Source organism: Haloarcula sp. CBA1131 (genome assembly GCF_008728975.1).
Taxonomy (GTDB): domain Archaea; phylum Halobacteriota; class Halobacteria; order Halobacteriales; family Haloarculaceae; genus Haloarcula; species Haloarcula hispanica.
Genome location: NZ_RPCY01000001.1, coordinates 2,996,018 through 3,019,477 on the forward strand (window position 1 = coordinate 2,996,018; position 23,460 = coordinate 3,019,477).

General features: G+C 62.5%; 20 protein-coding genes and 1 tRNA gene. 13 read left to right on the forward strand and 8 right to left on the reverse strand.

Annotated elements, in window-relative coordinates:
• Positions 1 to 41: 41 nt before the first annotated feature.
• From Har1131_RS22720 to Har1131_RS15325, 4 genes are all read right to left on the reverse strand, one after another.
• Entirely contained in the window at positions 42 to 194 is a 153-nt protein-coding gene (locus Har1131_RS22720) for a ribbon-helix-helix domain-containing protein (RefSeq protein ID WP_080510029.1), read from the reverse strand.
• 70 nt (positions 195 to 264) lie between these two features.
• A complete protein-coding gene (locus tag Har1131_RS15315; RefSeq protein WP_064287520.1) occupies positions 265 to 717 on the reverse strand; it encodes a hypothetical protein in 453 nt (150 codons plus the stop codon).
• Between the two features lie 139 nt (positions 718 to 856).
• Positions 857 to 1,411: an SWIM zinc finger family protein gene (locus Har1131_RS15320; protein WP_004964360.1), complete on the reverse strand. Its 555-nt coding sequence runs from the start codon at positions 1,409 to 1,411 to the stop codon at positions 857 to 859.
• A 171-nt stretch (positions 1,412 to 1,582) separates the two neighbouring features.
• Positions 1,583 to 1,655 (reverse strand) — tRNA-Pro (locus Har1131_RS15325).
• A 96-nt stretch (positions 1,656 to 1,751) separates the two neighbouring features.
• Between Har1131_RS15325 and Har1131_RS15330 the strand changes: the two genes are divergently transcribed.
• From Har1131_RS15330 to Har1131_RS15360, 7 genes are all read left to right on the forward strand, one after another.
• On the forward strand, positions 1,752 to 2,213 hold the full coding sequence (locus Har1131_RS15330; protein WP_014039475.1) for a GDP-mannose mannosyl hydrolase: 462 nt from the start codon (positions 1,752 to 1,754) through the stop codon (positions 2,211 to 2,213).
• 123 nt (positions 2,214 to 2,336) lie between these two features.
• Complete coding sequence (locus Har1131_RS15335; RefSeq protein ID WP_050037528.1) at positions 2,337 to 3,509, forward strand: NAD-dependent epimerase/dehydratase family protein; 1,173 nt, start codon at positions 2,337 to 2,339, stop codon at positions 3,507 to 3,509.
• Positions 3,510 to 3,511: 2 nt separating this feature from the next.
• Positions 3,512 to 4,444 carry an NAD(P)-dependent oxidoreductase gene (locus tag Har1131_RS15340; protein WP_151147163.1) on the forward strand — a complete coding sequence of 311 codons (933 nt, stop codon included), beginning with the start codon at positions 3,512 to 3,514 and terminating at the stop codon, positions 4,442 to 4,444.
• Positions 4,437 to 5,432, forward strand: a complete 996-nt coding sequence (locus tag Har1131_RS15345) for an NAD(P)-dependent oxidoreductase (RefSeq protein WP_151102893.1) — start codon at positions 4,437 to 4,439, stop codon at positions 5,430 to 5,432. Before Har1131_RS15340 ends, Har1131_RS15345 begins: the two co-directional genes overlap by 8 nt.
• Positions 5,433 to 5,480: 48 nt before the next feature.
• Positions 5,481 to 7,814, forward strand: coding sequence for an STT3 domain-containing protein (locus Har1131_RS15350; protein WP_151147166.1), 2,334 nt, complete (start codon positions 5,481 to 5,483; stop codon positions 7,812 to 7,814).
• Between the two features lie 69 nt (positions 7,815 to 7,883).
• The gene (locus tag Har1131_RS15355; protein ID WP_151147169.1) at positions 7,884 to 8,357 is read left to right on the forward strand and encodes a hypothetical protein; all 474 of its coding nucleotides are present in this window, start codon (positions 7,884 to 7,886) and stop codon (positions 8,355 to 8,357) included.
• Positions 8,350 to 8,844, forward strand: coding sequence for a hypothetical protein (locus Har1131_RS15360; RefSeq protein WP_151102890.1), 495 nt, complete (start codon positions 8,350 to 8,352; stop codon positions 8,842 to 8,844). Before Har1131_RS15355 ends, Har1131_RS15360 begins: the two co-directional genes overlap by 8 nt.
• A 5-nt stretch (positions 8,845 to 8,849) precedes the next feature.
• On the opposite strand, the gene aglM is transcribed toward Har1131_RS15360, so the two are convergent.
• A complete protein-coding gene (gene aglM / locus Har1131_RS15365; protein WP_151102889.1) occupies positions 8,850 to 10,157 on the reverse strand; it encodes a UDP-glucose 6-dehydrogenase AglM in 1,308 nt (435 codons plus the stop codon).
• Positions 10,158 to 10,245: 88 nt separating this feature from the next.
• On the opposite strand from aglM, the gene aglF reads away from it, so the two are divergent.
• Complete coding sequence (gene aglF, locus Har1131_RS15370) at positions 10,246 to 11,001, forward strand: UTP--glucose-1-phosphate uridylyltransferase AglF (protein WP_014039467.1); 756 nt, start codon at positions 10,246 to 10,248, stop codon at positions 10,999 to 11,001.
• 248 nt (positions 11,002 to 11,249) lie between these two features.
• Entirely contained in the window at positions 11,250 to 12,665 is a 1,416-nt protein-coding gene (locus Har1131_RS15375) for a sugar transferase (RefSeq protein WP_014039466.1), read from the forward strand.
• A gap of 313 nt (positions 12,666 to 12,978) precedes the next feature.
• Here the strand turns inward: Har1131_RS15375 and glmS are convergent, their stop codons facing one another.
• The 3 genes from glmS to Har1131_RS15390 form a co-directional block, all read right to left on the reverse strand.
• Positions 12,979 to 14,769 (reverse strand): glutamine--fructose-6-phosphate transaminase (isomerizing), encoded by a 1,791-nt coding sequence (gene glmS / locus Har1131_RS15380; protein ID WP_014039465.1) that lies wholly within the window; start codon positions 14,767 to 14,769, stop codon positions 12,979 to 12,981.
• Positions 14,769 to 15,959 carry a bifunctional sugar-1-phosphate nucleotidylyltransferase/acetyltransferase gene (gene glmU / locus Har1131_RS15385; protein WP_023843118.1) on the reverse strand — a complete coding sequence of 397 codons (1,191 nt, stop codon included), beginning with the start codon at positions 15,957 to 15,959 and terminating at the stop codon, positions 14,769 to 14,771. Before glmU ends, glmS begins: the two co-directional genes overlap by 1 nt.
• Before the next feature lie 159 nt (positions 15,960 to 16,118).
• Positions 16,119 to 16,979, reverse strand: coding sequence for a CheF family chemotaxis protein (locus tag Har1131_RS15390; protein ID WP_014039463.1), 861 nt, complete (start codon positions 16,977 to 16,979; stop codon positions 16,119 to 16,121).
• Between the two features lie 165 nt (positions 16,980 to 17,144).
• On the opposite strand from Har1131_RS15390, the gene acs (Har1131_RS15395) reads away from it, so the two are divergent.
• The 4 genes from acs (Har1131_RS15395) to Har1131_RS15410 all read left to right on the forward strand — a co-directional run.
• On the forward strand, positions 17,145 to 19,088 hold the full coding sequence (gene acs, locus Har1131_RS15395) for an acetate--CoA ligase (protein WP_151147173.1): 1,944 nt from the start codon (positions 17,145 to 17,147) through the stop codon (positions 19,086 to 19,088).
• A 140-nt stretch (positions 19,089 to 19,228) separates the two neighbouring features.
• Positions 19,229 to 20,920 (forward strand): bacterio-opsin activator domain-containing protein, encoded by a 1,692-nt coding sequence (locus tag Har1131_RS15400; protein WP_151147176.1) that lies wholly within the window; start codon positions 19,229 to 19,231, stop codon positions 20,918 to 20,920.
• Between the two features lie 70 nt (positions 20,921 to 20,990).
• Positions 20,991 to 22,985 (forward strand): acetate--CoA ligase, encoded by a 1,995-nt coding sequence (acs, locus tag Har1131_RS15405; RefSeq protein ID WP_050037520.1) that lies wholly within the window; start codon positions 20,991 to 20,993, stop codon positions 22,983 to 22,985.
• Positions 22,986 to 23,029: 44 nt separating this feature from the next.
• A partial coding sequence (locus Har1131_RS15410; protein WP_151147180.1) for a DUF4212 domain-containing protein occupies positions 23,030 to 23,460 on the forward strand: 431 nt, incomplete at its 3' end.

The following is a 23,460-nucleotide window of genomic DNA, read 5'->3' on the forward strand; positions in this document are numbered from 1 at the left end:
GGTGCTCGCTTGTTGTCAACAGCAGAGAATAGAGAAACAGGTTACTTTGACTGGTGTTCAATCTGAGACAACTTGTCACGAACCGCATCTCGGATTAAATCGGATCGGCTGTGATATCCAGCCGCTACGTATCTCTCGTCTATGTTTTCGACCATTGACTCGGGCATCGACACACCGGTTGTATTTCGAGTCATAGTCTTTGATGGGGCGATATACAAAATAAAACCTGTTGCTTAGTTAATAATTAACTAAGCAAGACGGAAATCACGCATCGGCAGTTTGGTTCTGAGTTCCACCCTTACGTGAGAACGGTCGGACGTGGACAGCGGTGTAGTCGCTTGGTGGTATCCCGTTCTGAAGGTGGACATACCCGCGTTTCTCAAGTCGGGCAAGAAGGCGCTGTGCGTCTTGTTGGTCGATACTATCGACGGCCTGAGCAAGTGCACGCTTCGCGCTTTCCCCTCGGACAATGCCGTTATCAGTGCGCTTCTCGCAGAGCGTCCGGTAGGCAATGGCAAGTTCTCGATTGTCCGGGTCAGTATATGGTTCAAGCCCGCCATCAGTCTCCGGCTCCGAAACGCGCTGACGAACGTATTCCTCTAGATCGGCGCTCATGTTGTCGACCTGTTCTTTGTACTGTTCTTTCAGCGTGGTCGACAGACGGAAGGTGATTTTGTCACTCCCATCTTCTTCGTGAAGTTGGCTTCCACCAGTCATGTCTGACTAGCCACCTCCTCGTAAGACGGGGACGAATCCCCATACGGCGCGGTGACGGACGCCGATGTTGGTACGTGTAGGACAGCCCCCCATGGGGTCGCCAGAAGGTCACGCGCTAGGGCGGGCGTGCGCGCCTGTGTCATCGGCGGCCCTCCATCTCGTCACGGGCAGAGCGGAGTAGGTTCCCGATGGTTCCGGGCGAGCGACCGGAGAGTCGGGCGTACTCCCGAACCCCGAGGCTTCCGAGGTCACAGGTCAGGTAAGCGTCGAGTTCGGCAGGAGTGAGTTGGTTGAAAGCGGTCGGTTCGTCGTCGAGGCGGAGCCATGCTGGTGGTGATGGGTACTCGCGGCCGGTATCGAGATGTGCGACAACGATCTGCCCGCGGACCCACTGCCACCACAGCGAAGCGACGTGGGCACACCAGCCGCCGTGGTACTGGTAGCCGGCGCAGTCGCAGTCTGCGACGAGTGTGCGGCCCTGTAGCGCCCACAGCACGCGATGAGTGCTGTCGCCGTCGCTCAGGTAGACCACACGCTCGGCGTCGTTGATGGCCCCACCACGGTCGTTCTCGGACTGTGCGCGCTTCCACGCCGTCGAAAGCGTCCAGTCGTCGGGCATCGACAACGTCGACGGGCCACCAACAGACTGAGGCAGGTCGTCGCTCGCCTGCCAGCTCCGGCTAGCACGGCTCATGGACGACACACCCCCTCGTCTAGCGCCGGGCACGGCTGTCGCGGTGATTCGATGTAGCCGCCGCAGTAGTCGCAGATGGAAAGCTCGTGGGCCCGCTGAATACTCACAGCGACCACCCCGTAGAGCGGCCGCTAACTGTTAGGAAACCCGGGAAAAAGGGTTTGTATGGTATGGGCCGGCGCGAATTCGAATCGCGGTTACGGCCACCCGAAGGCCGAAGGATACCAGGCTACCCCACCGGCCCGTGCGATAGCAATCGGATAGAAGACAGGGGCAGTTTTAACGGTTGCGAAACAGCGAGAAGCGGAGCGGTTTCACCGGCGGCCCGCAAGCGGGAGGTATGGACCGCCACGACGAACGCATTCCGACGGAGACGTTCGCCACCTGTCTCGACAACATGCCCCAGCCCTGTGTCGACCTCGTCGTCGAGTACGAGGACGGAATCGTACTCACACGACGTCAGAACGAGCCAGCCAAAGGCGAGTGGTTCTGGCCGGGGAGTCGCCTCTGCAAGGGGGAGCGACTGGACGACGCGGCGGCGCGCATCGCCCGAGAGGAGCTTGGCCTCACATCGGTTGCGACGGAACAGCTCGGTGTCAGCGAACACTTCTGGGACGTTTCTTCAGTTGATGGCGTCGACTCCCGGCACACGGTACCAATTGTGTATCGAGCCGTCCCCGACAACGGGGCCGAAATAGCACTCGACGACCAGCACGACTCGTATCGCATCGTCACAGAGGTTCCGGCAGACGCGAACCAGTACGTCACGGAATACTTCGAGCAGTTCGATATCACCCAGTAGCGGGTGAACAGTGCTGTTTTGAGGACGAATACGTGTTTCATGAGTAGTCAGGCTGTACGAGACTAGCAGGCAACTGAACAGAAGATTGATTACGCGTCGCAGTTACTCACTAACTGAGTAACTATGACCATCCTCATCACTGGCGGCGACGGCTACGTCGGGTGGCCGGCCGCACTGCGAATCGCGGACCGAACGGACGACCGAGTGCTGCTTGTCGACAACTTCGCCCGAAGAGAGTGGGTCGAGGACGTCGGCGCGACGAGCGCGACACCGGTCGCCAGTATCGACGAACGCCTCGACGCGGCTCGCGAGGTCCACGGGCTGACGAACCTCTCCTTCGTCGAGGGCGACCTCGCCGAGAAGTCCTTCGTCGACGAACTGCTGACGGTCCACGAACCCGAGGTCGTCGTCCACACCGCCGCCCAGCCCTCCGCGCCGTACTCCCAGATCAACGGCGAGCGGGCGAACTACACCCAGCACAACAACCTCCAGGCGACGCGGAACCTCCTGTGGGGGCTCGAGGAACACGACCTCACTGACACCCACTTCGTCGAGACGACGACGACGGGCGTCTACGGCGCGCCGGAGTTCCCGATTCCGGAGGGCGGTGCGGCGATGGAGAACCAGAGCGAGCGCGACGACGTGCCGTTCCCCAACATGGGCGGGAGCTGGTACCACGCGACGAAGGGCTTCGACGCACAGAACATGCGCCTGGCCCACACGCAGTTCGACATCCCGATTTCGGACGTTCGCACGGCCATCGTCTACGGGACAGAGACCGAGGAGACCCGCGAGGACGACCGGCTCAAGACCCGCTTCGACTTCGATTACTACTTCGGCACGGTCACGCACCGCTTCTGTGCGCAGGCCGTCGCAGGCTATCCCGTCACGGTATATGGCAAAGGCGAACAGCGCAAGCCGTTCATCTCGCTGGAGGACGCCGTCGAAGGGCTGGCTGAAGTGGCGCTGACCGACCCTGACGAACGTCCTGACGGACTGACGGTGTACAATCAGGTCACGCGCGCCATCAGCATCGTCGAAATCGCCGAGACGATTGCCGACGTGGGCGGCGAGTACGACCTCGACGTCGACGTCGAGCACTTCGAGAACCCCCGCGACGAGGACGAGACCCACAAGATGGAGATCGAGAACGACCGCTACGACGACCTCATCGGCGGCCAGTCCCAGTCCTTCGAGGACGGCGTCGGCGACATCTTCGAGACGCTGACGCGGTACGCCGACACCATCGAAGCCCACGAGGACCGGTTCCTGCCGGGCGTCCTGAGCGAGGACTGACGATGGACGTGCTGGTCACCGGGGCCTGTGGCTACATCGGCAGCGCGCTGATTCCACTGCTCCGAGAGGACGACCGCGTCGACGACATCGTCGTCTTCGACGACCTCTCCTCGGGGTCGCCGCGAGCGCTGCTAGGGACACTTGGCAACGGGCTCGAATTCCGCCGTGGCGATGTCCGCGAGTACGGCGACGTGGAGAGCGCCATGCGCGGCGTCGACCGCGTCATCCACCTCGCGGCTATCACGGGCGCATCGAGCACCCACGAACGCCGCGACGAGACGTTCGCCATCAACTACGACGGCACCGAGAACGTCCTGACTGCGGCCGGCAAACTCGGCGTCGACCACGTCGTCTTCGCCTCTTCGTGTAACGTCTACGGCCGCGCGACCAGCACCGACATCGACGAGACGGTCGACCCGGATCCCATCAACCCTTACGCAGAGACGAAACTACAGTCCGAGACCCTGCTGCGGGAGTACTGCGAGGAGTTCGACATGACCGGGACCGCCCTGCGAATGGCCACGAACTTCGGCCACTCGCCGGGCATCCGGTTCAACCTCGTCGTGAACTACTTCGTGTTCCGCGCGCTCACCGACCGCCCGCTCACCGTCTACGGCGACGGCTCGAACTGGCGGCCATTCATCCACGTTCAGGACGCTGCCCGCGCCTACGCGGAGGCGGCGTGTGACCCCGAGTCCTGGGACGAACCAGTGTACAACGTCGGGTCGATGGACGCGAACTACCAGATCTCGGAGATCGCCGACATCGTCGCCGATGAGGTCGCCCCGGTCGACGTGACCTACCTCGAAGACGAGCATCCCGGCCCGTCGTATCACGTCAACTTCGACCGACTGAGTCAGACTGGCTTCGAACCATCGTGGACGCTCCGCGAGGGCGTTCGCGACCTCGCGGAGAAATTCACCACCAATGCCTGAGACAGAACCCACAGACAACACACCTCACATCGCCGTCACCGGCGGTGCAGGCTACATCGGCAGCCGCGTCATCTACGAACTACAGCAGGCCCACCCCGACTGGGAGATCACTGCTATCGATAACTTCTATCTCGGCACCATGCGGTCCGTCGGTGATGTCGACATCGAACACGTCGACATCCGGAACCGGGACCGTCTGGAGGCGGCGCTAGACGGGGCCGACGTTGTGATGCACCTCGCCGCGGTGTCGGGAGTTGACGACTGTGAGGAGAAACAGGACCTTGCCTACGAGGTCAACGTCCAGGGAACCGACAACGTCGCCTGGTTCTGTCGGAAGACTGGCGCAGCGCTGATTTTCCCGTTCTCGATGGCCGTCATCGGCGACCCACAGGAGTTCCCGATTACAGTCGACCACCCCCGAGACCCGCTGAACTGGTACGGGCGGACGAAACTGCTCAACGAGCGTGACATCGAGACGTACGCCGACGGCACGTTCCCGGCCCACCAGTTCATGATCTCGAACCTCTACGGCAGTCACGAGATAGACGGTCAAACCGTCTCAAAGGGGACTGTCATCAACTTCTTCGTGAACCGCGCGCTCGCTGGCGAGACGCTGACCGTCTACGAGCCCGGAACGCAGTCCCGGAACTTCATTCACGTCAAGGACGTGGCCCGGGCGTACGTCGACAGTTGCGAACGGCTACTGGAGCAACTGGACCGCGGCGAGACCGGCGTCGAGAAATACGAGATCGCCAGCGACGAAGACCCGGGCGTTCACACCGTCGCCAAACTCGTCGAGGATATCGCCGCCTCGGCCGCCGACATTGATGCCGACGTGGAACTGGTCGAGAACCCGCGTGGCGACGACGAGACGCTCGTCGATTCGTTCCCGGTCGACACCGGCCGAACGACGGACGTACTGGGCTGGACGCCGGAACACGACGTAGAATCGGCGATTCGAGCGGCGCTAGAGTCGGCAAACACGTAGACGGCGAGTCCCGATGGATTTATTCGCCAGACCGGAAAGAGAAGATACATGAGCGATACGCCCGGGGCGGGAGCGGTACTCGATGACCGGCCCGAGCTACGAGACGCGACAGCGGCGGTTCTGGCCGTCGACGACGAACAGGACGGCTGGACGTTTGACGACATTCCCATCGATTCGGGCCAGTTCGGTGAACTCGTCTCCGCGGGCATCGTCGAGAAAGACGGTGACGAGTACCGCGTCGCTGATCCCGACGCCGTGCGGGCCGCACTCGACGGCAAATCCGGGGTCGGCAGCGACAGCGAGAGCGGGACGGCTCTCGGTGACGCGCTGCGGTTTGATTTCGACGCGCGAGCAACTGGCCTGCTCGTCGCTGCTCTAGCGGTCGTGTTTGTCGCCCGAACGTACGTCATCGGGTCGATCTACCGCGGCGACGACATCGTCTTGTCGAGTAACGATCCGTATTACTACAGGTATCACGTCGAACAGGTCGCGGCCAACGCCGGCGGCGCGGCCGATTTCGGAGCGCTCTCCGTGATTCCGGATGTAGTAACCAACGGGGAGCCACTCACGATCGCGACGCTCTGGTGGGTCGCCAGCCTCTTCGGCGGGAGCAAAGCAGTCATCGGCCACGTTCTCGCCTGGTATCCGGTCGTGTCGGCACTCGTCACGGGCGTCCTGCTCTATCTACTCGCGGTGCGGGTGTCCAGCGATCGGCGTGTCGGTCTCGCATCGGTCCTCTTCCTGGCATTTATTCCCGGCCACGCCTTTCGGACGAGCCTGGGTTTCGCAGATCACCACGCCTTCGACTATCCCTGGCTGGGACTCACCGCGCTTGCACTCGTGGTCGCGCTAACGACGGCCACGAGCCGAACGTCGCTTCGTCGACCACAGCCGTGGATCGCCGCGGTCGGTATCGGTGTCGGGATTGCCGGACAGGTACTTGCGTGGGAAGCCGGGCCGCTGCTTGTCCTGTCGGTCTGTCTGGTGGTGCTTGGACAGACACTGCTGGATGGCTCAAACAACCGGTCGGCACTGGTCAGGAACGCGCCGGTCCTTGCCGGCGTTAGCCTCGGCGCGATACTCGCCTGGAGTGTTCATACTGTCACCGGCTGGCAGACTGCGCTCGTCGCTAGCACGCCAGCACTGCTGACGCTGGGCACTGTCGTCGTCATCGCGACAGCAGAAGCGGCCAGGCGATTCGGTGGCACTGCCAGACAACTGGCTGTGGTCGATCTCGGGCTTGGCATCGTCACCATCCTCGTCTTTCGTTTCGGCTTCACAGAACAGTGGGCCACGTTCGACAGGCGGCTCGATACGCTGTTTCGGTCCGACGCGATCGCCGAGACGTACGGACTGTTCAGCGCAGACGCCTTCGGCTTCCTGTTCCTGCTCGGCCTGACACTGTTCCTGGCACTCCCGGCGATGGTGTGGGGCATCGACCTCGCTCGGAACGACCGGAGCGGCTGGCTCGTCGCCAGTAGCTATGCCTGGGTACTGCTAGCTCTTTCCGTGATTCAGGTCCGCTTCGTCGGGGAACTGGCCCCGTTTCTCGCGCTGTTCGCCGGCCTCGCGTTCGTCTGGGCCGCCTCGTGGGTCGATCTCGCCCGACCGGTGCTGACGACTGGCGACAGCGACCTTCGAGACGTACTCGTTCCCGACAGCCGGGCAGTTGCATCGCTGGTCGTACTGTTCCTGTTGTTCGGGGCCCTCGGGATGGTGCAGGTGCCGGTGAAGACGAGTCAGGTGCTCGTCGAGGACGGGACATACGACGCGGCGACTGCAATCGAGGCAGACGCCGCCGATCGCGGGCTCGAATACCCCGAAAACTACGTCCTCAGCCGCTGGGGACAGAACCGCGTGTACAACTACTTCGTCAACGGTGAGTCACGGAGCTACGGCTACGCCCGCCAGAATTACGGTCCGTTTGTCGCAGCGACGGACCCCGACGAGGCCCACAATCGGATTTCCGGTCGAGTCGGATACGTCGTAACGACAGAGATGGAACTGGAGGAACCGAGCACGATGTACGCTCGACTACACCAGCACTTCGGAAGCCAGAACGGAGATGTGGACGGACTGGCCCGCTACCGGCCGCTCTTCACGAGCGAAGACGGGAGCCACAAGGCGTTCGCGGTCGTTCCCGGTGGAGAGATCCGGGGGACTGCAGCCCCGAATTCGACCGTCTCGGTCGTAACGACAGTCGCTGTCTCGGACAGAGAGGTCGACTACGAGCGCCAGACGACAGCCGACCGCAACGGTGAGTTCACTGTTACCGTCGCAAACCCCGGGACGTACACCGTGACGACCGATAGCGGAAGTGAAACGACTGTCGAAGTCACAGAACGGACAGTGTACGACGGCGGCAACGTCACTATCGAGTGATTTTCGGAGACAGACACGCTGTGGTTCTGAAGCGAAAGGACCATTGTACCCACCGAAAGAACAGGGAGTGTGCGCGTCTGGGTTCGTGCCGGCATCGTACTTGTGCTGTGTCTGATACTCGGTGGACTGTTCGTCCACGCGGCAGTTACAGAAGAGCAGCGGTCCCCGTATCCAGATGCTGCGGACCTCTCGTCCGGGTACGAGTCGTACGTCGGACAGCACCTCATGGTGTTTGGAACAGTGACAGAGACCGGCGATGGCGGAATGGCAATCAGGGCCGAAAGCGACGGGACGGCAATAACGCTCAGGGTCACTGGGACGGAAGCGGCCGTCGAACCCGGTGGCGTCGTTCAGGTGTACGGAACGCTTGAATCGAATCAGACGATAGCGGCCGAGCGCGTCGAAGTCGTCAACAGCAGTCGGTGGGCGGAGTTCTACAAGTACGGTGCCTCGGCTGTCGGCGCACTCGGATTCCTGCTCCTGTTCTTCCGGTATTGGCGAATTGACCGAGAGACGTGGACGATGGAGGCACGCAATGGCTGACCTGCTGACTCACCTGCTCGTACCATACATCCTTTTGACGGTCGCGAGTTGGCGCATCGACTGGCTCAATCAGCATTGGGTCGTCGTTGGGATGGGCGGTGCGGCGATTCCCGATCTGGTGAAAGTCGGGATCGTGGTGGACGGGAGCACTGTCGAAGCGTTTCTGGGCATGCCGTTCACTTATGCGCCCCTCTCCACACTCGGCGGAGTCCTGCTACTGGCCGGTGTCATCACCGTCGCATTCGAGAGACGCCACTGGCGGCGCGTGTTCGGACTCGTGACGTTCGGCGGCCTCACGTCGCTGCTGCTCGATGGGATGCGAGTGTACGCCGACGGGCGAGCGAGCGCCTGGCTGTATCCGTTCACGAACTGGCGGCCGCCGACGCCGAGCCTGTACGTGTCTTCGGACCCGACCGTGCTCGTTGTGGCGCTACTCGCTGCCGGCACGGTAGCCGTCATCGACAGGCAAATACAGGCAGGTAACTGACTGCGCTACCAGGTCAATCCTTCGTAGGTGATGCCGTCGCGCCGCTCGATGATGCGTCGACCGTCAACGACGACGGAGTCTGCCATCTCGTCGAACGCAGCGTCGAGCGCTGCGAACTCGTCCCAGTCAGTGACGACAACAGCGCCTGATGCCCCCGCGAGAGCGGTTGCGGCCGAGTCGGCGTACTCGATGTCGGGATAGCGTTCGCGCATATTCTCGGTGGCAACGGGGTCGTAGGCGACGATTTCCGCGCCACGTTCTTTGAGTCCCTCGATGACCGGAACCGCGCGCGTGTTCCGGATATCGTCCGTTCCGGGTTTGAACGCCAGGCCGAGAACGGCGATGCGTTTGCCGGACACGTCGACGTGGTCGTCAAGTAGGGAGAGGAGGCGCTTGGGCTGGTCGTCGTTCAGTTCTACGGCCGCAGAAAGAACAGCAGGGTCGTAGCCCTGTTCCCGTGCCGCGGCGATGATGGCATCCGTGTCCTTCGGGAAGCAACTGCCGCCCCATCCCACCCCGCTCCGGAGGAACTGTTCGCCGATGCGGTCGTCGAGTCCGATGGCATCGGCCACCTCGTAGGCGTCGACGCCGAACTCCTTGCAGATGTTCCCGATGTCGTTGATGAGGCTGATCTTCGTCGCGAGGAACGTGTTGTTGGCGTACTTTATCATCTCGGCCTCGGCGATGCCGGTTTCGACGACCGGCACATCATCGTCAGCGGCCTCGCGAAGCGGTTCGTACAGTTCGTTGAGAAGCGCCGTCGCACGGTCGTCGTCCGTCCCGAAGACGAGTTTGTCGGGGTTCAGGAAATCCGCCACGGCCGTCCCCTCGCGCTGGAACTCGGGATTGGACGCGACGAGGAAGTCCGTCCCGCGTTCGAGACCGGCGTCGGCGATACGGGGGGCGAGCCGGTCCTCGGTCGTGTTTGGGACGACAGTCGACTTCGTGACGACGAGGTGTGGATCCGTTGCCGCGTTCTCGGCACCGGCCAGCGCCTCGCCGACGGATGCCGCACCGGCTTCCATGAACTGGAGGTCGATGCTCCCGTCGTCGTTCGAGGGCGTCGGGAGCGCCAGCATCGTCAGTTCAGTATCGAGGATCTCGTCGTAGTCGGTACTTGCCCGAAGTCGACCGCCGCCGTGTTCGGCGACGAGTTCGTCGAGGCCAGGTTCGTGTATCGGCGACCGGCCGTCGTTGACCGTGTCGACGATGTCCTCGTCGATGTCTATCGTTACCACTTCGTGTCCGAGATCCGCAAGACACGCCGCGACCGTCGTCCCGACGTATCCGCTCCCGACAATACTGACGTTCATCGGGCGGCAGTAGTCGAGGGGCGGATATTATAATTCGGATCTTATAATTCGACAAGAGTTTTATCGGACGGCCAACGAATTGAGATATATGAAAGCTGTCGTACTCGCCGCTGGTGAGGGGACCCGTCTCCGCCCGCTGACCGAAGACAAGCCGAAGGGAATGGTAGAGGTCGCGGGGAAACCGATTCTGACCCACTGCTTCGAGCAGTTGATCGAACTAGGCGCTGACGAACTGCTGGTAGTTGTCGGCTACAAGAAGCAGGCCATCATTAATCACTACGAGGACGAGTTCGAAGGCGTCCCGATCACCTACACCCACCAGCGCGAACAGAACGGCCTCGCACACGCGCTTCTGACCGTCGAGGAGCACGTCGACGACGACTTCATGCTGATGCTCGGCGACAACATCTTCGAAGCGAACCTCCGAGATGTCGTCAACCGGCAGGCGGAGGAACGTGCCGACGCCGCTTTCCTCGTTGAGGAAGTCCCATGGGATGAGGCCGGGCGGTACGGTGTCTGTGACACCAACAAGTACGGCGAGATCACCGAAGTCGTCGAGAAACCGGAGGACCCGCCGTCGAACCTAGTGATGACCGGGTTCTATACGTTCACGCCGGCCATCTTCCACGCCTGCCATCTGGTACAGCCCTCCAACCGCGGCGAGTACGAGATCAGTGACGCGATTGACCTCCTGTTGCACTCCGGGCGGACGATCGACGCGATCCGCATGGACGGCTGGCGGAACGATATCGGCTATCCAGCGGACCGCGACCAGGCCGAGAAACGGCTGCAGGGCGAGATTGACCCGGAAATGGCTGCCGAGAACATCGCTGCAAGCGAGTGAGGGCCACACAGGATAGCCTGGTCAGTAACCAGTGAGGACCACACAGTCACGTAGTTGGATCGACGCTGTGATAGCCGATACGACTGCGCTGGTACGTTCGTCGTGGGTGCGTCAGTACGCAAACAGCTCTCGTGCAATACTGTCTCTCAGTAGCACACCGTCTATTCAGGGCGGTTTGACTACAGTAGCTTCAGTATTTGAGTCCCGGGACGCAGGACTTATCCCGGAACTCGGCAATCACACTGATAATGGATAGTGGCTGGCGGTACCGGGTCGCAAGTGTAGCCGGCGTCGTCGTGCTGACAGCGGCCGCCGTCGCACTTGTTAACAACGCTACCATCCAGTCGATAGCGACAACCATCCCGGTGTTCAATCGGCTACCGACTGACCCCCCAACTGGGTCGGAGTTCACGTTTGAACTGTTGGTCACAATCGCAGTCGTCGTTAGTGTGTTCCTCCCACTGTACAAACCCCGCCCGCGAAGAATTCTCGACGCTATAGCACTGGCCCAGAAGCGGGTGCTCGTAGCAGTTCTTGTTCTGGCGACAATCGGCTACTTCGACTACACGTACCGATTGCCGCGCTTGACGGTCGTGTTAGTAACTCCCTTATTACTGGTCGCACTGCCCGCATGGTTCGTGTGGATTCGCAAGCGGCCGTCGTCAAACGGCGAACGAACCATCGTCGTTGGGGACGACCTCAAGGTGATAGAAGAAGTGGCAAGTGAAGTCGACGGGACGCTTCTGGGCTATCTCTGTCCAACGAGTGTCATTACGACAGTCGAACGGACCGAAGCCATCGCTGACGGCGGAACTAACACCAGTGGGTTGGAACGGCTAGGTGGCCTCTCGCGAATCGAGGACGTACTCGTCGAGTATGATATCGACACTGTTGTGCTAGCGTTTGAACATGCCGACCGGGCGGAGTTCTTCGGCGCTCTCGACGCCTGTTACGAGTACGGTGTCAACGCGAAAGTCCATCGCGACCATACAGACTCTGTGTTGACCGCCAGCGGTGGCGTCGGAACCCTGATCGACGTGGAGATCGAGCCATGGGACATACAGGACTATATTCTCAAGCGCGCGTTCGATATCGCGTTTGCATCGGCTGGGCTGGTCGCGCTATCGCCCGTGATTATTGGCATTATACTTGCGATAAAAGCAGAAGACGGTGGCTCAATACTGTACCAGCAAGACCGAACAGCAGTTTTCGGAGAAACCTTCTCCATCTACAAGTTCCGGTCGATGATCGAGAACGCCGAAGACGAGACCGGCGTGAAAATCAGTGACGAGGATGCGGGTGGGATCGATCCACGCGTGACATCGGTTGGCCGAGTGCTGCGACAGACGCACTTGGATGAGATCCCACAGCTCTGGTCGATACTACGGGGAGATATGAGCGTCGTCGGCCCACGGCCAGAACGGCCGGAACTGGACTCGGATATCCAGAGCGGTGTCGTTGACTGGCAGAAACGATGGTTCGTCAAGCCAGGCCTGACCGGGCCTGCCCAGGTTAATCATGTGACTGGAAAAGAGCCGAGCGAAAAGCTACGATACGACCTCGAATACGTGCGTGACCAGTCGTTTAGCTATGATATGAAGCTTGTTTCAAGGCAGGTCTGGAGCGTTCTTATTGACCTCGTGATGGCATACAGAAATCGGTGAGAACTGGCAGGCCATTGTACGACCCACTTGCTCCAGTATCGGCCGGAGTACACCGTTCGTAGTGAACTCACGTATCTCCGAAAAACGCTCCAGCAGAGGGTATCGCGGCACAAACCCTGGGAAGCATACGAGTTATACACTCTATGCACGGTGCTGTCACATCTTAAGTTGCGCGACCCTAGAGAAATTCTGCCCCCACCTCTGTAGCCTGCTCTGGAAAAGCGAGCCGCTCCGGTTCAACAACAGCTAAATTAGTGGCAACCCCGATCCGGTAGAGCTCTCAGAGAGCCGCAAATAGCCAGCTACGCGCTGCTCACTCGACTGTCACGCTTTTCGCCAGATTCCGCGGCTTGTCAATGTTCCGCCCCAGCAACGCAGCCGTGTGATACGACACCAGTTGCAGATGCGTGTTCGCCAGCACTGCAGCGGCTCGCGGATGGGTCTCCGGAATCTGGAGCACATGGTCGGCGTACCGTTCAACGTCGCTCTGTCCGTCCGTAATCGCGACCACCGGCGCGTCCCTTGCTTCGACCTCTTTGACGTTCCCGATCGTCTTGCGGGTGCGCTCGTCGTCACCAGTCACGATAGCGAACACGGGCGTGTTCTCGGTCACCAGCGCCAACGGGCCGTGTTTCAGCTCACCCGCAGCGAAGCCCTCGGCGTGCTTGTACGTAATCTCCTTCATTTTCAGCGCGCCTTCGAGCGCCACGGGATTCTGATACCCGCGGCCGATGAAGAAGTAGGCGTTGGCGTCTTGATACAACTCAGCGACCTCCTGAGCGGCAGATTCGTCGAGAACCTCCTGAACGTGGCCGGGGAGGTCGCGGAGCGCGCTGATGACCTGCCGGGCGTCGCCGGTTGTGGACGTTCCGAGCGCGAGCAGGTTCAGCGCGGCCAGTTGTGAGGCAAAAGTCTTGGTCGCGGCGACGCCGATCTCCGGCCCAGCACGGATGTACAGCGCGTGATCGCACTCGCGGGCCGCGGTAGAGCCGACGACGTTGGTCACGGCCAGCGTGCGCGCGCCACGGCGGCGGGCCGCCCGAAGTGCCGATAGCGTGTCCGCGGTCTCGCCGCTCTGTGTGACGCCGACGACGAGCGCGTCACCGATGGGTGGCGTGGCAGTGGCGTACTCGCTTGCGAGGAACGCCTGGGCGGGGATACCGGCTTCGCGGAACAGTTGCGCGCCGTGCAGGGCGGCGTGGTAGGAGGTCCCGCAGGCGACGAACTGGACGCCGGTCGGGGAGAGATCTCCGAGGTCGCCGATGTCGACCGTCCCGGCGAGTTCGTCGACGCGGCCGCGGAGACACTGCCGGAGCGCGCGCGGCTGTTCGTGAATCTCCTTGAGCATGAAGTGGTCGTAGCCGCTCTTGCCGGTCTCCTCGGGGTCCCACTGGATAGTGTCGATGTCTTTCTCGACGACATTGCCGTCGATGTCAGTCACAGTCCACCCATCACCGTTGAGTCGGGCGAACTCGCCGTCAGCGAGATAGACGACCTTGTCGGTGAAGTCCCGGAAGGCGGGTACGTCACTGGCCAGATACGTCGCATCGTCGTCAATGCCTAACACGAGCGGCGAGTCGTTCCGCGCGGCGAACACCGAGTCACAGCCGGCGATGACGACGGCGACGGCGTAGCTGCCTTCAAGTCGGCTGACCGTCTCTCTGACAGCGTCTTCGGGGTCGGCTCCGGCGTCCAGCGCGTCCTCGATGAGATGGGGGACGACCTCCGTATCGGTGTCAGATGTGAAGGTGTGGCCGGCGCTCACGAGTTCGTCTCTCAGGGACTGGTAGTTCTCGATGATACCGTTGTGGACGACTGCGACCTCACCGGTGCAATCCTGATGGGGGTGGGCGTTCTCGTCGGTCGGCGGGCCGTGCGTGCTCCAGCGAGTGTGGCCAATGCCGACCGAGCCCGAGAGCGTCCGTTCCGACAGCGCGTCGCGCAAGTCGGCGATTTTGCCGGAGTGTTTGCACAGGTCGATGTGGCTGTTCGCCAGTGCGACGCCAGCGGAGTCGTACCCGCGGTACTCCAGTTTCGAAAGGCCGTGGACGAGCGTATCGAGCGTCTCGTCGCCGCGGCCGACACAGCCGATGATACCACACATCAGCGGACCACCTCCGCGCCCTCGCGGACGGTTCCATCGACTGTCACGCCAGTGGCGAGCCGAGCGTTGGGGCCCACGAGCGATCCGGAGACGAAGCTCACGTCCCCGAGCGCAACAGCACGGTCGGCAATAACGGCACCGAGCCGCTGGTCTTCGAACACTTCCGTGCCGACCTGGACATCGGCCGGGCCGCCGGGGACGACCGTATTGACGCCCAGGTTCACGTCCTGACCGGTGACAGTATCGATGAGGGTCGAACTCGGGTCGACACGCGTATCGGCGTCGAGGACGGTGTGCTGGATGACACTGTTGGCCCCGATAGTGGTGTTACGGCCAAGCGCGACGTTCGGACCGATGACAGCGTCCGGTCCGACCTCGCAATCCGGGCCAATGACGACCGGCGACTGGAGGGTCGCCTCGTCGTGGACGCGTGCGGAGTTGTCGACCCATACCTGCTCGTCGCGGGCCGATTCGACGACCCGACCCCGCGCCAGTACCTCGCGCGCGACGGTCAACAGGTCCCACGGGTATGTCGCGTCGACCCACATGCCGTCGACCTCGACTGCCTGAATACGGTCAGATTCGAGCAGGAGTTCGATAGTGTCGGTCAGTGCCAGCTCGCCGGCGTGCCGCGTCGTTTCGTCGATAGCCTCGAAGATGTCGCCGTCGAAGGCGTACACGCCGCCGTTGATGAGCCTGAACTCGTCGTGTTGGGGCTTTTCGACGATGTCGACAATATCGCCGTCCTGTACCTCGACGGCACCGTACCGACTGGTGTCCTGTCGTTCGATGACAGCGATGCTTGTGTGCCCAGTCTCCGCATAGGAGGTATCTACCGACTCGATAGTGGCCGCGTCGACGAGACGATCACCGTTCATCACCAGAACCGGGCCGTCGACGACGCTCCGCGCCTGGAGGAGCGCGTGCCCGCTACCGAGCTGTTTCGTCTGGCTCACGTAGGAAATAGGAATGCCACGGTACGTCGGCCCGAAGTGGTCCTGAACGCGGTCGCGCTTGTAGCCGACGACGGCGACCAGCTTCTCGATGCCTGCCTCGACTAGTGCGTCGAAGACGTGTTCGAGGATCGGACGGTTCGCGGCCGGAAGCATTGGTTTTGGCCGGTTTCGCGTCAACGGCCGGAGGCGAGTCCCTTCACCCGCAGCGAGGACCACAGCCGTATCGATGTGCATACCTGTTGCAGACGGAGGAGGGGCTTCAATATGGCGGCCTTACCGAGATTGGTCGGCGTCTACTCGCCACGCATGTCCAGTTTGTGGCGTCGAAACCGAACGGGAGGGAGCGTCCGAGACAGTCGGTCCTCGCGATGCTTCACTGGTTCCGGGTACGGACTACTGCTCGCCCATCCGCTCGCCGGCGACCCGACGGCCCTTCGTCGTCAGATTCACTTCCGTCCGCTCCCGGAGCACGCTTATCACGTCGAGTTCGATCAGTCGGTCGAAGATTTCCTCGGTTTTCTCAACGTCAATGCCGACGAAGTTGGGAATGTCGAACGGCGACACGCCGGAGTGCAGCGCCATGATTACCCGCTTCTCAGTCGAGCTCAGGTCCAGATCGGCCTGGTTCTGTTCGGCGCTCTCTTCGAGCATCGTCCGGAGGACGGTTGCGTGGAACTCCTCGCCCGCGAGATGTGTTTCGACGCTGATGTCGTCCTCGCTGTGCTCGACCTGAATGACCGTCCGTTCCTCGCCGCTGACCTGCTTCTCTTCGACAGCGAGGTCACCGATGTCGGCGCGGTCGATGACAACGGCTTGCCCGTCAGCCATCGCGAGTTTCAGCGCCTCGTCGGTCACTTTGAGGCGACCCTTCGTCCACTCGGCGGACTGGACGACGCCGCCTTTCAGTGCAGGGTGTTGAACCAGCACGATTGCGCCGTCGAGACTCGCCCGGTAGAAGTCGGTCTCGAACGTCCCGTGGTCCGATGCCGACACGAGGATAACGTCCTCGCCGACGTAGAGCGCGACGTAGTCGGAGACGCCGGCGCTCTGCTGGTTCACGTCGAACCGGTCGGCGATACGGTCGATGTCGGTCAGTGAAATCTGTCGCTTGTCGTCGCCCAGCAGGGCGACCCGCTCGGTGGTAAGGATAATGCGACAGTTTCGCCACTCGGCGTCGGTGAGGCGCTGGCCCTGTGAGACCGCCTGAAGGAACTGCCCCTTCGTATCGGCGATCTTCTTTTCGGTGTCGCTCATACCCCGTACCGGCCTCTCGTACACTCGTTGACCGCAGGACTCAATATAAGTTCCGTCGCCAGTGTCGAAAGTGAGAACGGCCGACTGCACTGGTGAGCCACTCACAGCGGAATCATGCACAATTAGATAGGATATTTTTTGAGTACGGCGGTGTACTGTCAACTGATGACACGGGGTGACGAACCGGATCGGGGCCAGTCCCAGACGGGGCGAGAGACAGTCGAACCACCGGACTGGTTCGTCGAACAGGCGAACGTGACGGACCCGGCCGTCTACGACCGCTTCGAACGGGAGTGGCCCGATTGCTGGCGCGAGGCCGCCGCGTTGCTTGACTGGGAGGTTCCGTTCGAGACGGTGCTCCGTGGAACAGACGGGCCACCGTTCGAATGGTTCCCCGGTGGCCGATTAAACGCCGCATACAACTGTCTCGACCGACACCTCCCCGAGCGGAAGAACCAGCTCGCACTGGTCTGGGAGGGGCACCTCGGCGAGTCCCGCACCTACACCTACCTCGAACTGTACCGGGAAGTCAACGCCTTCGCCGCGGCGTTGCGCGAGCGCGGCGTCGGCCCGGACGACGTGGTGACGCTGTACCTGCCGATGGTGCCCGAACTCCCGGTCGCGATGCTGGCCTGTGCGCGCCTGGGTGTGCCACACAACGTCGTCTTCGCCGGGTTCTCCGCGGACGCACTGGCGACGCGAATGGAGCGAGCCGACTCGGAGTACCTCATCACCTGCGATGGCTACTACCGCCGCGGTAGCGCCGTCGCACAAAAGAACAAGGCGGATAACGCGCGCATCGCCGTCGACCACGACGTGTCGGTCGTGGTGCTCGACCGGCTGGGCCGTGATGTGCACTTAGGCGACGACTACGACGACTATCACGACCTGCTGGCGGCCCACGAGGGCGAGGAAGTCGAGCCGGTTTCGCGGGCGGCGGACGACCCGCTCTTTCGCATCTACACATCGGGGACGACCGGCCAGCCGAAGGCCGTCACCCACACGACCGGCGGGTATCTCGCACACGTCGCCTGGACCGCCCGGTCGGTCCTGGATATCAAGCCCGAGGACACCTACTGGTGTTCGGCCGACATCGGCTGGATTACCGGCCACTCCTACATCGTCTACGGCCCGCTCGCGCTCGGCACGACAACAGTACTGTACAACGGTACGGCGGACCACCCGAAAAAAGACCAGCTGTGGGAACTCATCGAGAAGTACGCCGTCGACGTGTTCTACACCGCGCCGACAGCCGTTCGGGCGTTCATGAAGTGGGGCGAGGAGTACCCCGACCGACACGACCTCTCCAGTCTACGCCTGCTGGGTACGGTCGGCGAACCAATGGATGCTCGCGCATGGGAGTGGTATCGCGAGCACATCGGCGGCGGCGAGTGCCCCATTGTCGACACATGGTGGCAGACCGAAACCGGAGCGGTGCTCGTATCGACGTTGCCCGGCGTCGACGAGATGAAACCCGGGGCCGCGGGAACGCCGCTGCCAGGAATCGAGGCGTCCGTCGTCGACCGCGAAGGTGCGGCGGTCGAGTCGGACACGGCCGGCGAACTCGTCGTGACGCGCCCCTGGCCGGGGATGCCGCGCGCGTTACTCGACGGAGCGGACTGGGGCAGCGTCCCGGACAGCGCCGGGGAGTGGCGGTACTACCCCGAAGACAGCGTCTCGGTCGGCGACGACGGTTACATCACCTTTCTCGGTCGGATTGACGACGCGATTAACGTCGCCGGCCGGCGGTTCAGCACCAAGGAACTTGAGTCGACGGTCGCCGGCGTCACCGGCGTCGCCGAAGCCGCCGTCGTCGGTGCCGACGACGAGACGACCGGAACGGCGGTGTACGCGTTCGCCTCTCCGGAGGACGGCTACGCCGAGAGCGAACTCCGGACGGCCATCGAAGATGCCGTCGTCAACGCTATCGGCGGTATCGCCCGCCCCAAGGAGATCGTGTTCACGCCCGACCTTCCGAAGACGCGCTCGGGCAAAGTTATGCGCCGCCTGCTGACCGCAGTGGCGAACGACGAGGAACTGGGCGACACCAGCGCGCTACGGAACCCCGAAATCCTCGGCGAAATCCAGTCGACGACGAGGAGAGAGTAAGACGTTTCGTCTTTCTATATATCTCCGAAATATTTTCGTGGCAACAGTGTTCTTAGCGACTGTTTTATCGTGGCTCTCTCGTCTATACGCACGGTCTGACCGCAATACTTATTTCGGTATTCTGTAAATTTCCGAAACACATGGACGGAGCAGCCGATCAAATCGGTAAGCGAGGGTACGAAGAGCTCCGTCGCGCGGCCGAGACACACCGGGCCGACCTCGTGCTCCGGTTCGGTGCGGAGGTCGGACTCCGGCCGGCGGAGATGACGGCCGTACGGCTGACCGATATCACCGAGTTCGAGGGCCATCACCTGCTTGCTGTTCGGAACGGCAACGAGATTGTACGCGAAACGTACCTCCCGGACTCGGTCGAACACGACATGCGGAAGTACGCAAACGCGTCCGGGAAAGCCGATGACGAGCCGCTGGTTTCCGTTTCCCCGCGGCGGCTCCAGATGCTCGTCAGCGAGGTGGCCGACCGGGCCGCCGAGACGGCGCCGCACCTGCGAGGGGTTTCCTCGCGCGACCTCCGATGGCGGTTCGCGGCGAGCCTGCTGAACGACGGCGTCCCGCCGGACGTGGTCTGCACGCTCGGCGGCTGGGACCGACTCGACCGCCTCGATCCCCTGCTTGACGAACCGGACCGGGAAACCATCGTCGCGGCCGTTGACGGGTCCGTCAAGCGGGCAGCCTCAAGCGAGTCCCAGCGACCCGTCGACTGGATTATGACGGTCAGCGAGGCGCTTGCGGCCGCCGCGACCGGCGAAGCAATTGCGACGGCAGTCTGTGACCACCTGACCGAGACGGCGGGCTTCGAGTTCGCCTGGCTCGCCGAGCGTACCGGCGACGGGCTGACACTGCGCACGACGACAGAGATCTCGGAGTCGGCCGTCGAGCGCCAGATTCACGAGCATATCGAGTCGGTCACCGCGCCGCTAGACGTGGGCGAGGTTCGTGTCGTCGACGACAGCGCCGGACCGGTCGCTCTGGTCCCGCTCGTCAGAGAAAACGCCGTCTCCGGTGTCATCGGGGTCGGTTCCAGGGAGGAGCTTACCGACGCGGAACGCGCCGTACTGTCCGCACTCGGGGTTCAGGTCGGCCACGCACAGGTCGCCGCCGAACGCAAGCGACTCCTGCTTGCCGACACGGTGACCGAGTTGGAGTTCCACTGTGCGGACGGGCGAACCTTCACCGCCGGGGTGTCCGGGGCGTTGCAGTGTACGGTCGAACTGTCCGGCGTCGTTCCCGTTGCGGGCCAGTCGCTGCTGTACTACCTGATGGTCGAAGGTGCCTCGGCCGACGCGATACTGTCGTACGCGGACACCGACGACGGCGTGACCGACGCCAGACTCCTCGAAGAGCACAGCGACGGCGTGCTACTGGAGGTCGTAGTCACCGACACGCCAGCGCTCCAGTTGGTCGAGAGCGGTGGCCGCGTTCGCTCTGTGACGGCCACCGACGGCGTGGCGACTATCGCCGTCGAGCTCCCCAGCGAGGCCGACATCAGACCGACAGTCAACGCCGTCACCGACGCCTACCCGGAGACGTCGTTAGCGGCGAAGCGAGAGACGGAACGGCCGGCCGAAACAGAGACAGGGTTCCGCGACCGACTGACCGACACGCTCTCCGACCGGCAGGAGACCGTCCTCCAGGCGGCCTACCACAGCGGCTACTTCGAGTGGCCCCGCGGGTCGACCGCCGAAGAGCTAGCGGACTCGCTAGACGTCTCGTCGCCGACGTTACACAATCACCTCAGGAAAGCCCAGCAGAAGGTCCTGACCGCGTTTTTCGACGACCGGCCGACCGAACCGCGACAGCCGACCGACAACTGAAACCCTGTTTCATGTTATCGTAGTTAGACCCCCCGTTTATATGGCCACTGTGAAATATCGATGATAGACCATGTCAGATGAAGATGTCCAACTCGAAGCACGGCTCGAAGAACAGGAGGTTTTCGAGCCCCCGGAGTCGTTCGTCGAGCAGGCGAACGTCACGGACGAGGGTATCTACGAGGAGTTTACCGAGAACTGGCCGGAGTGCTGGGAGGGGGCCGCCGACCTGCTCGACTGGGAGGAGGGTTACGATCAGGTACTCGACGACTCGAACCCGCCGTTCTACGAGTGGTTCACGGACGGGAAACTAAACGCCTCGGCGAACTGTCTGGACCGCCATTTGGAGGAGCGCGGCGACGAAGCCGCTATCGAGTGGGTGGGTGAGCCGGTCGAGGAAGACAACATCACCTACACCTACGAGGAACTTCACCAGAAGGTCAACGAGTTCGCGGCCGGCCTGCGGGAGATGGGCGTCGGCGAGGACGACGTCGTGACGATGTACATGCCGATGATCCCGCAGCTGCCGATAGCCATGCTGGCCTGTGCCCGCATCGGCGCGCCACACTCCGTCGTGTTCGCCGGCTTCTCCGCGGACGCGCTCGCGACGCGGATGAACTCCGCCGACTCGGAGTATCTGGTCACCTGCGACGGCTACTACCGACGAGGGGACCCGCTTGACCACCTCGACAAAGCCAACGAGGGGCTGAGCGGCGTCGACCACGAGGTCGAACGCGCCATCGTCGCCGAGCGCCTGATGGACGGCGACGGCTTCGACCACGACTACGCGGGCAATCAGGTCGCCTTCGACGATGTCATCGCCGACAACGAGGGCGAGACGGTCGAACCGGTCGACCGCGACGCCGAGGATATGCTGTTTCTCATGTACACCTCCGGGACCACCGGGAAGCCGAAAGGCGTCAAACACTCCACGGGTGGCTACCTCGCGTGGGCAGCCTGGACCTCTCAGGCAGTGCTCGATATCAAACCCGAGGACACGTACTTCTGCTCGGCCGACATCGGCTGGATTACCGGCCACTCCTACATCGTCTACGGCCCGCTCGCGCTCGGGACGACGACGATGATGTACGAGGGGACGCCGGACTACCCCGACAAGGACCGCCTCTGGGACATCGTCGAGGAATACGAGGCCGACCAGCTGTACACCGCGCCGACGGCCATCCGCGCGTTCATGAAGTGGGGCAAGCAGTACCCCGAACAGCACGACCTCTCCAGCCTGCGCCTGCTGGGGACGGTCGGTGAGCCGATCAACCCTCGCGCCTGGAAATGGTACTACAAACATATCGGGGGCGAGGAGTGCCCCGTCGTCGACACCTGGTGGCAGACCGAGACCGGCGGCATGATGATAACGACGCTGCCCGGCGTCAAGGACATGAAACCCGGGTCGGCCGGGCCGCCGCTACCGGGCAACGACGTCCGCATCGTCGACACCGAGGGTAAGGAAGTCGAACCCGGCCGCGCCGGCTACCTGACCGTCGACAAGCCGTGGCCCGGCATGCTCCGGACGCTGTACAAGAACGACGAACGGTTCATCGACGAATACTGGGCCGAGTACTCGGACACCGATAGCGACGACTCCGACGACTGGGTGTACTTCCCCGAGGACGGAGCGAAGATCGACGACGACGGCTACATCACCGTGCTGGGGCGGGTCGACGACGTGATCAACGTCTCCGGCCACCGCCTCGGGACGATGGAGATCGAGAGCGCTATCGTCGGCGTGGAAGGCGTCGCCGAAGCCGCTGTCGTCGGTGGCGACCACGACATCAAGGGCGAAGCGGTGTACGCGTACGTCATCACCGAGGACGGCTACGAGGAAGACGAAGACCTCCGTAGTGCGATTATCGACGGCGTCGAGGACGCTATCGGGCCAATCGCGCGGCCGGAAGCCGTCATCTTCACGCCCGAACTGCCGAAGACCCGCTCCGGGAAGATCATGCGCCGCCTGCTGGAAGACATCGCCAACGGCGAGGAACTGGGCGATACGAGCACGCTGCGAAACCCTGACGTCGTCAGTGATATCGAGACCAAAGTCCAGGGTGACTGAGCCGTAGCGGCGAACAGCACCACGAATTTTCAACCTATCAACCCATGTCAAGAGACACGCCTGCGGATCGAGAAGAGTCAACTATCCACTCAGATGGCGGCACGGAGGCCGCCCACGAAGACATCGACTACCTTGACAGGGAGGTGAACCTGTTACGGCCGAGCACGCCGTTCATGCGCGACCACCTGAAGATCATCTGGAGCAGTTTCGTGCTCTGGGCGCTGGTCGTGTTCGGGCCGGTGACGCTGACCGCGCTTGCGCCGGAGATGATGACCGTGCAGACGCCCATATTCGGCTTCCCGCTGCACTACTTCCTCGTCTCGCTCGGCGCGCCAACGGGTGCGCTCATCCTGGCAGTCGTCTACACCCGCTACAGGGACCGACTCGACCAGAAGTACGGTATCGACCCCGATTCCGTCGAGAGCACGGCTCCCGAGACCGGCGAGGCGACGGCCGCTGACGGGGGTGTCGAGCA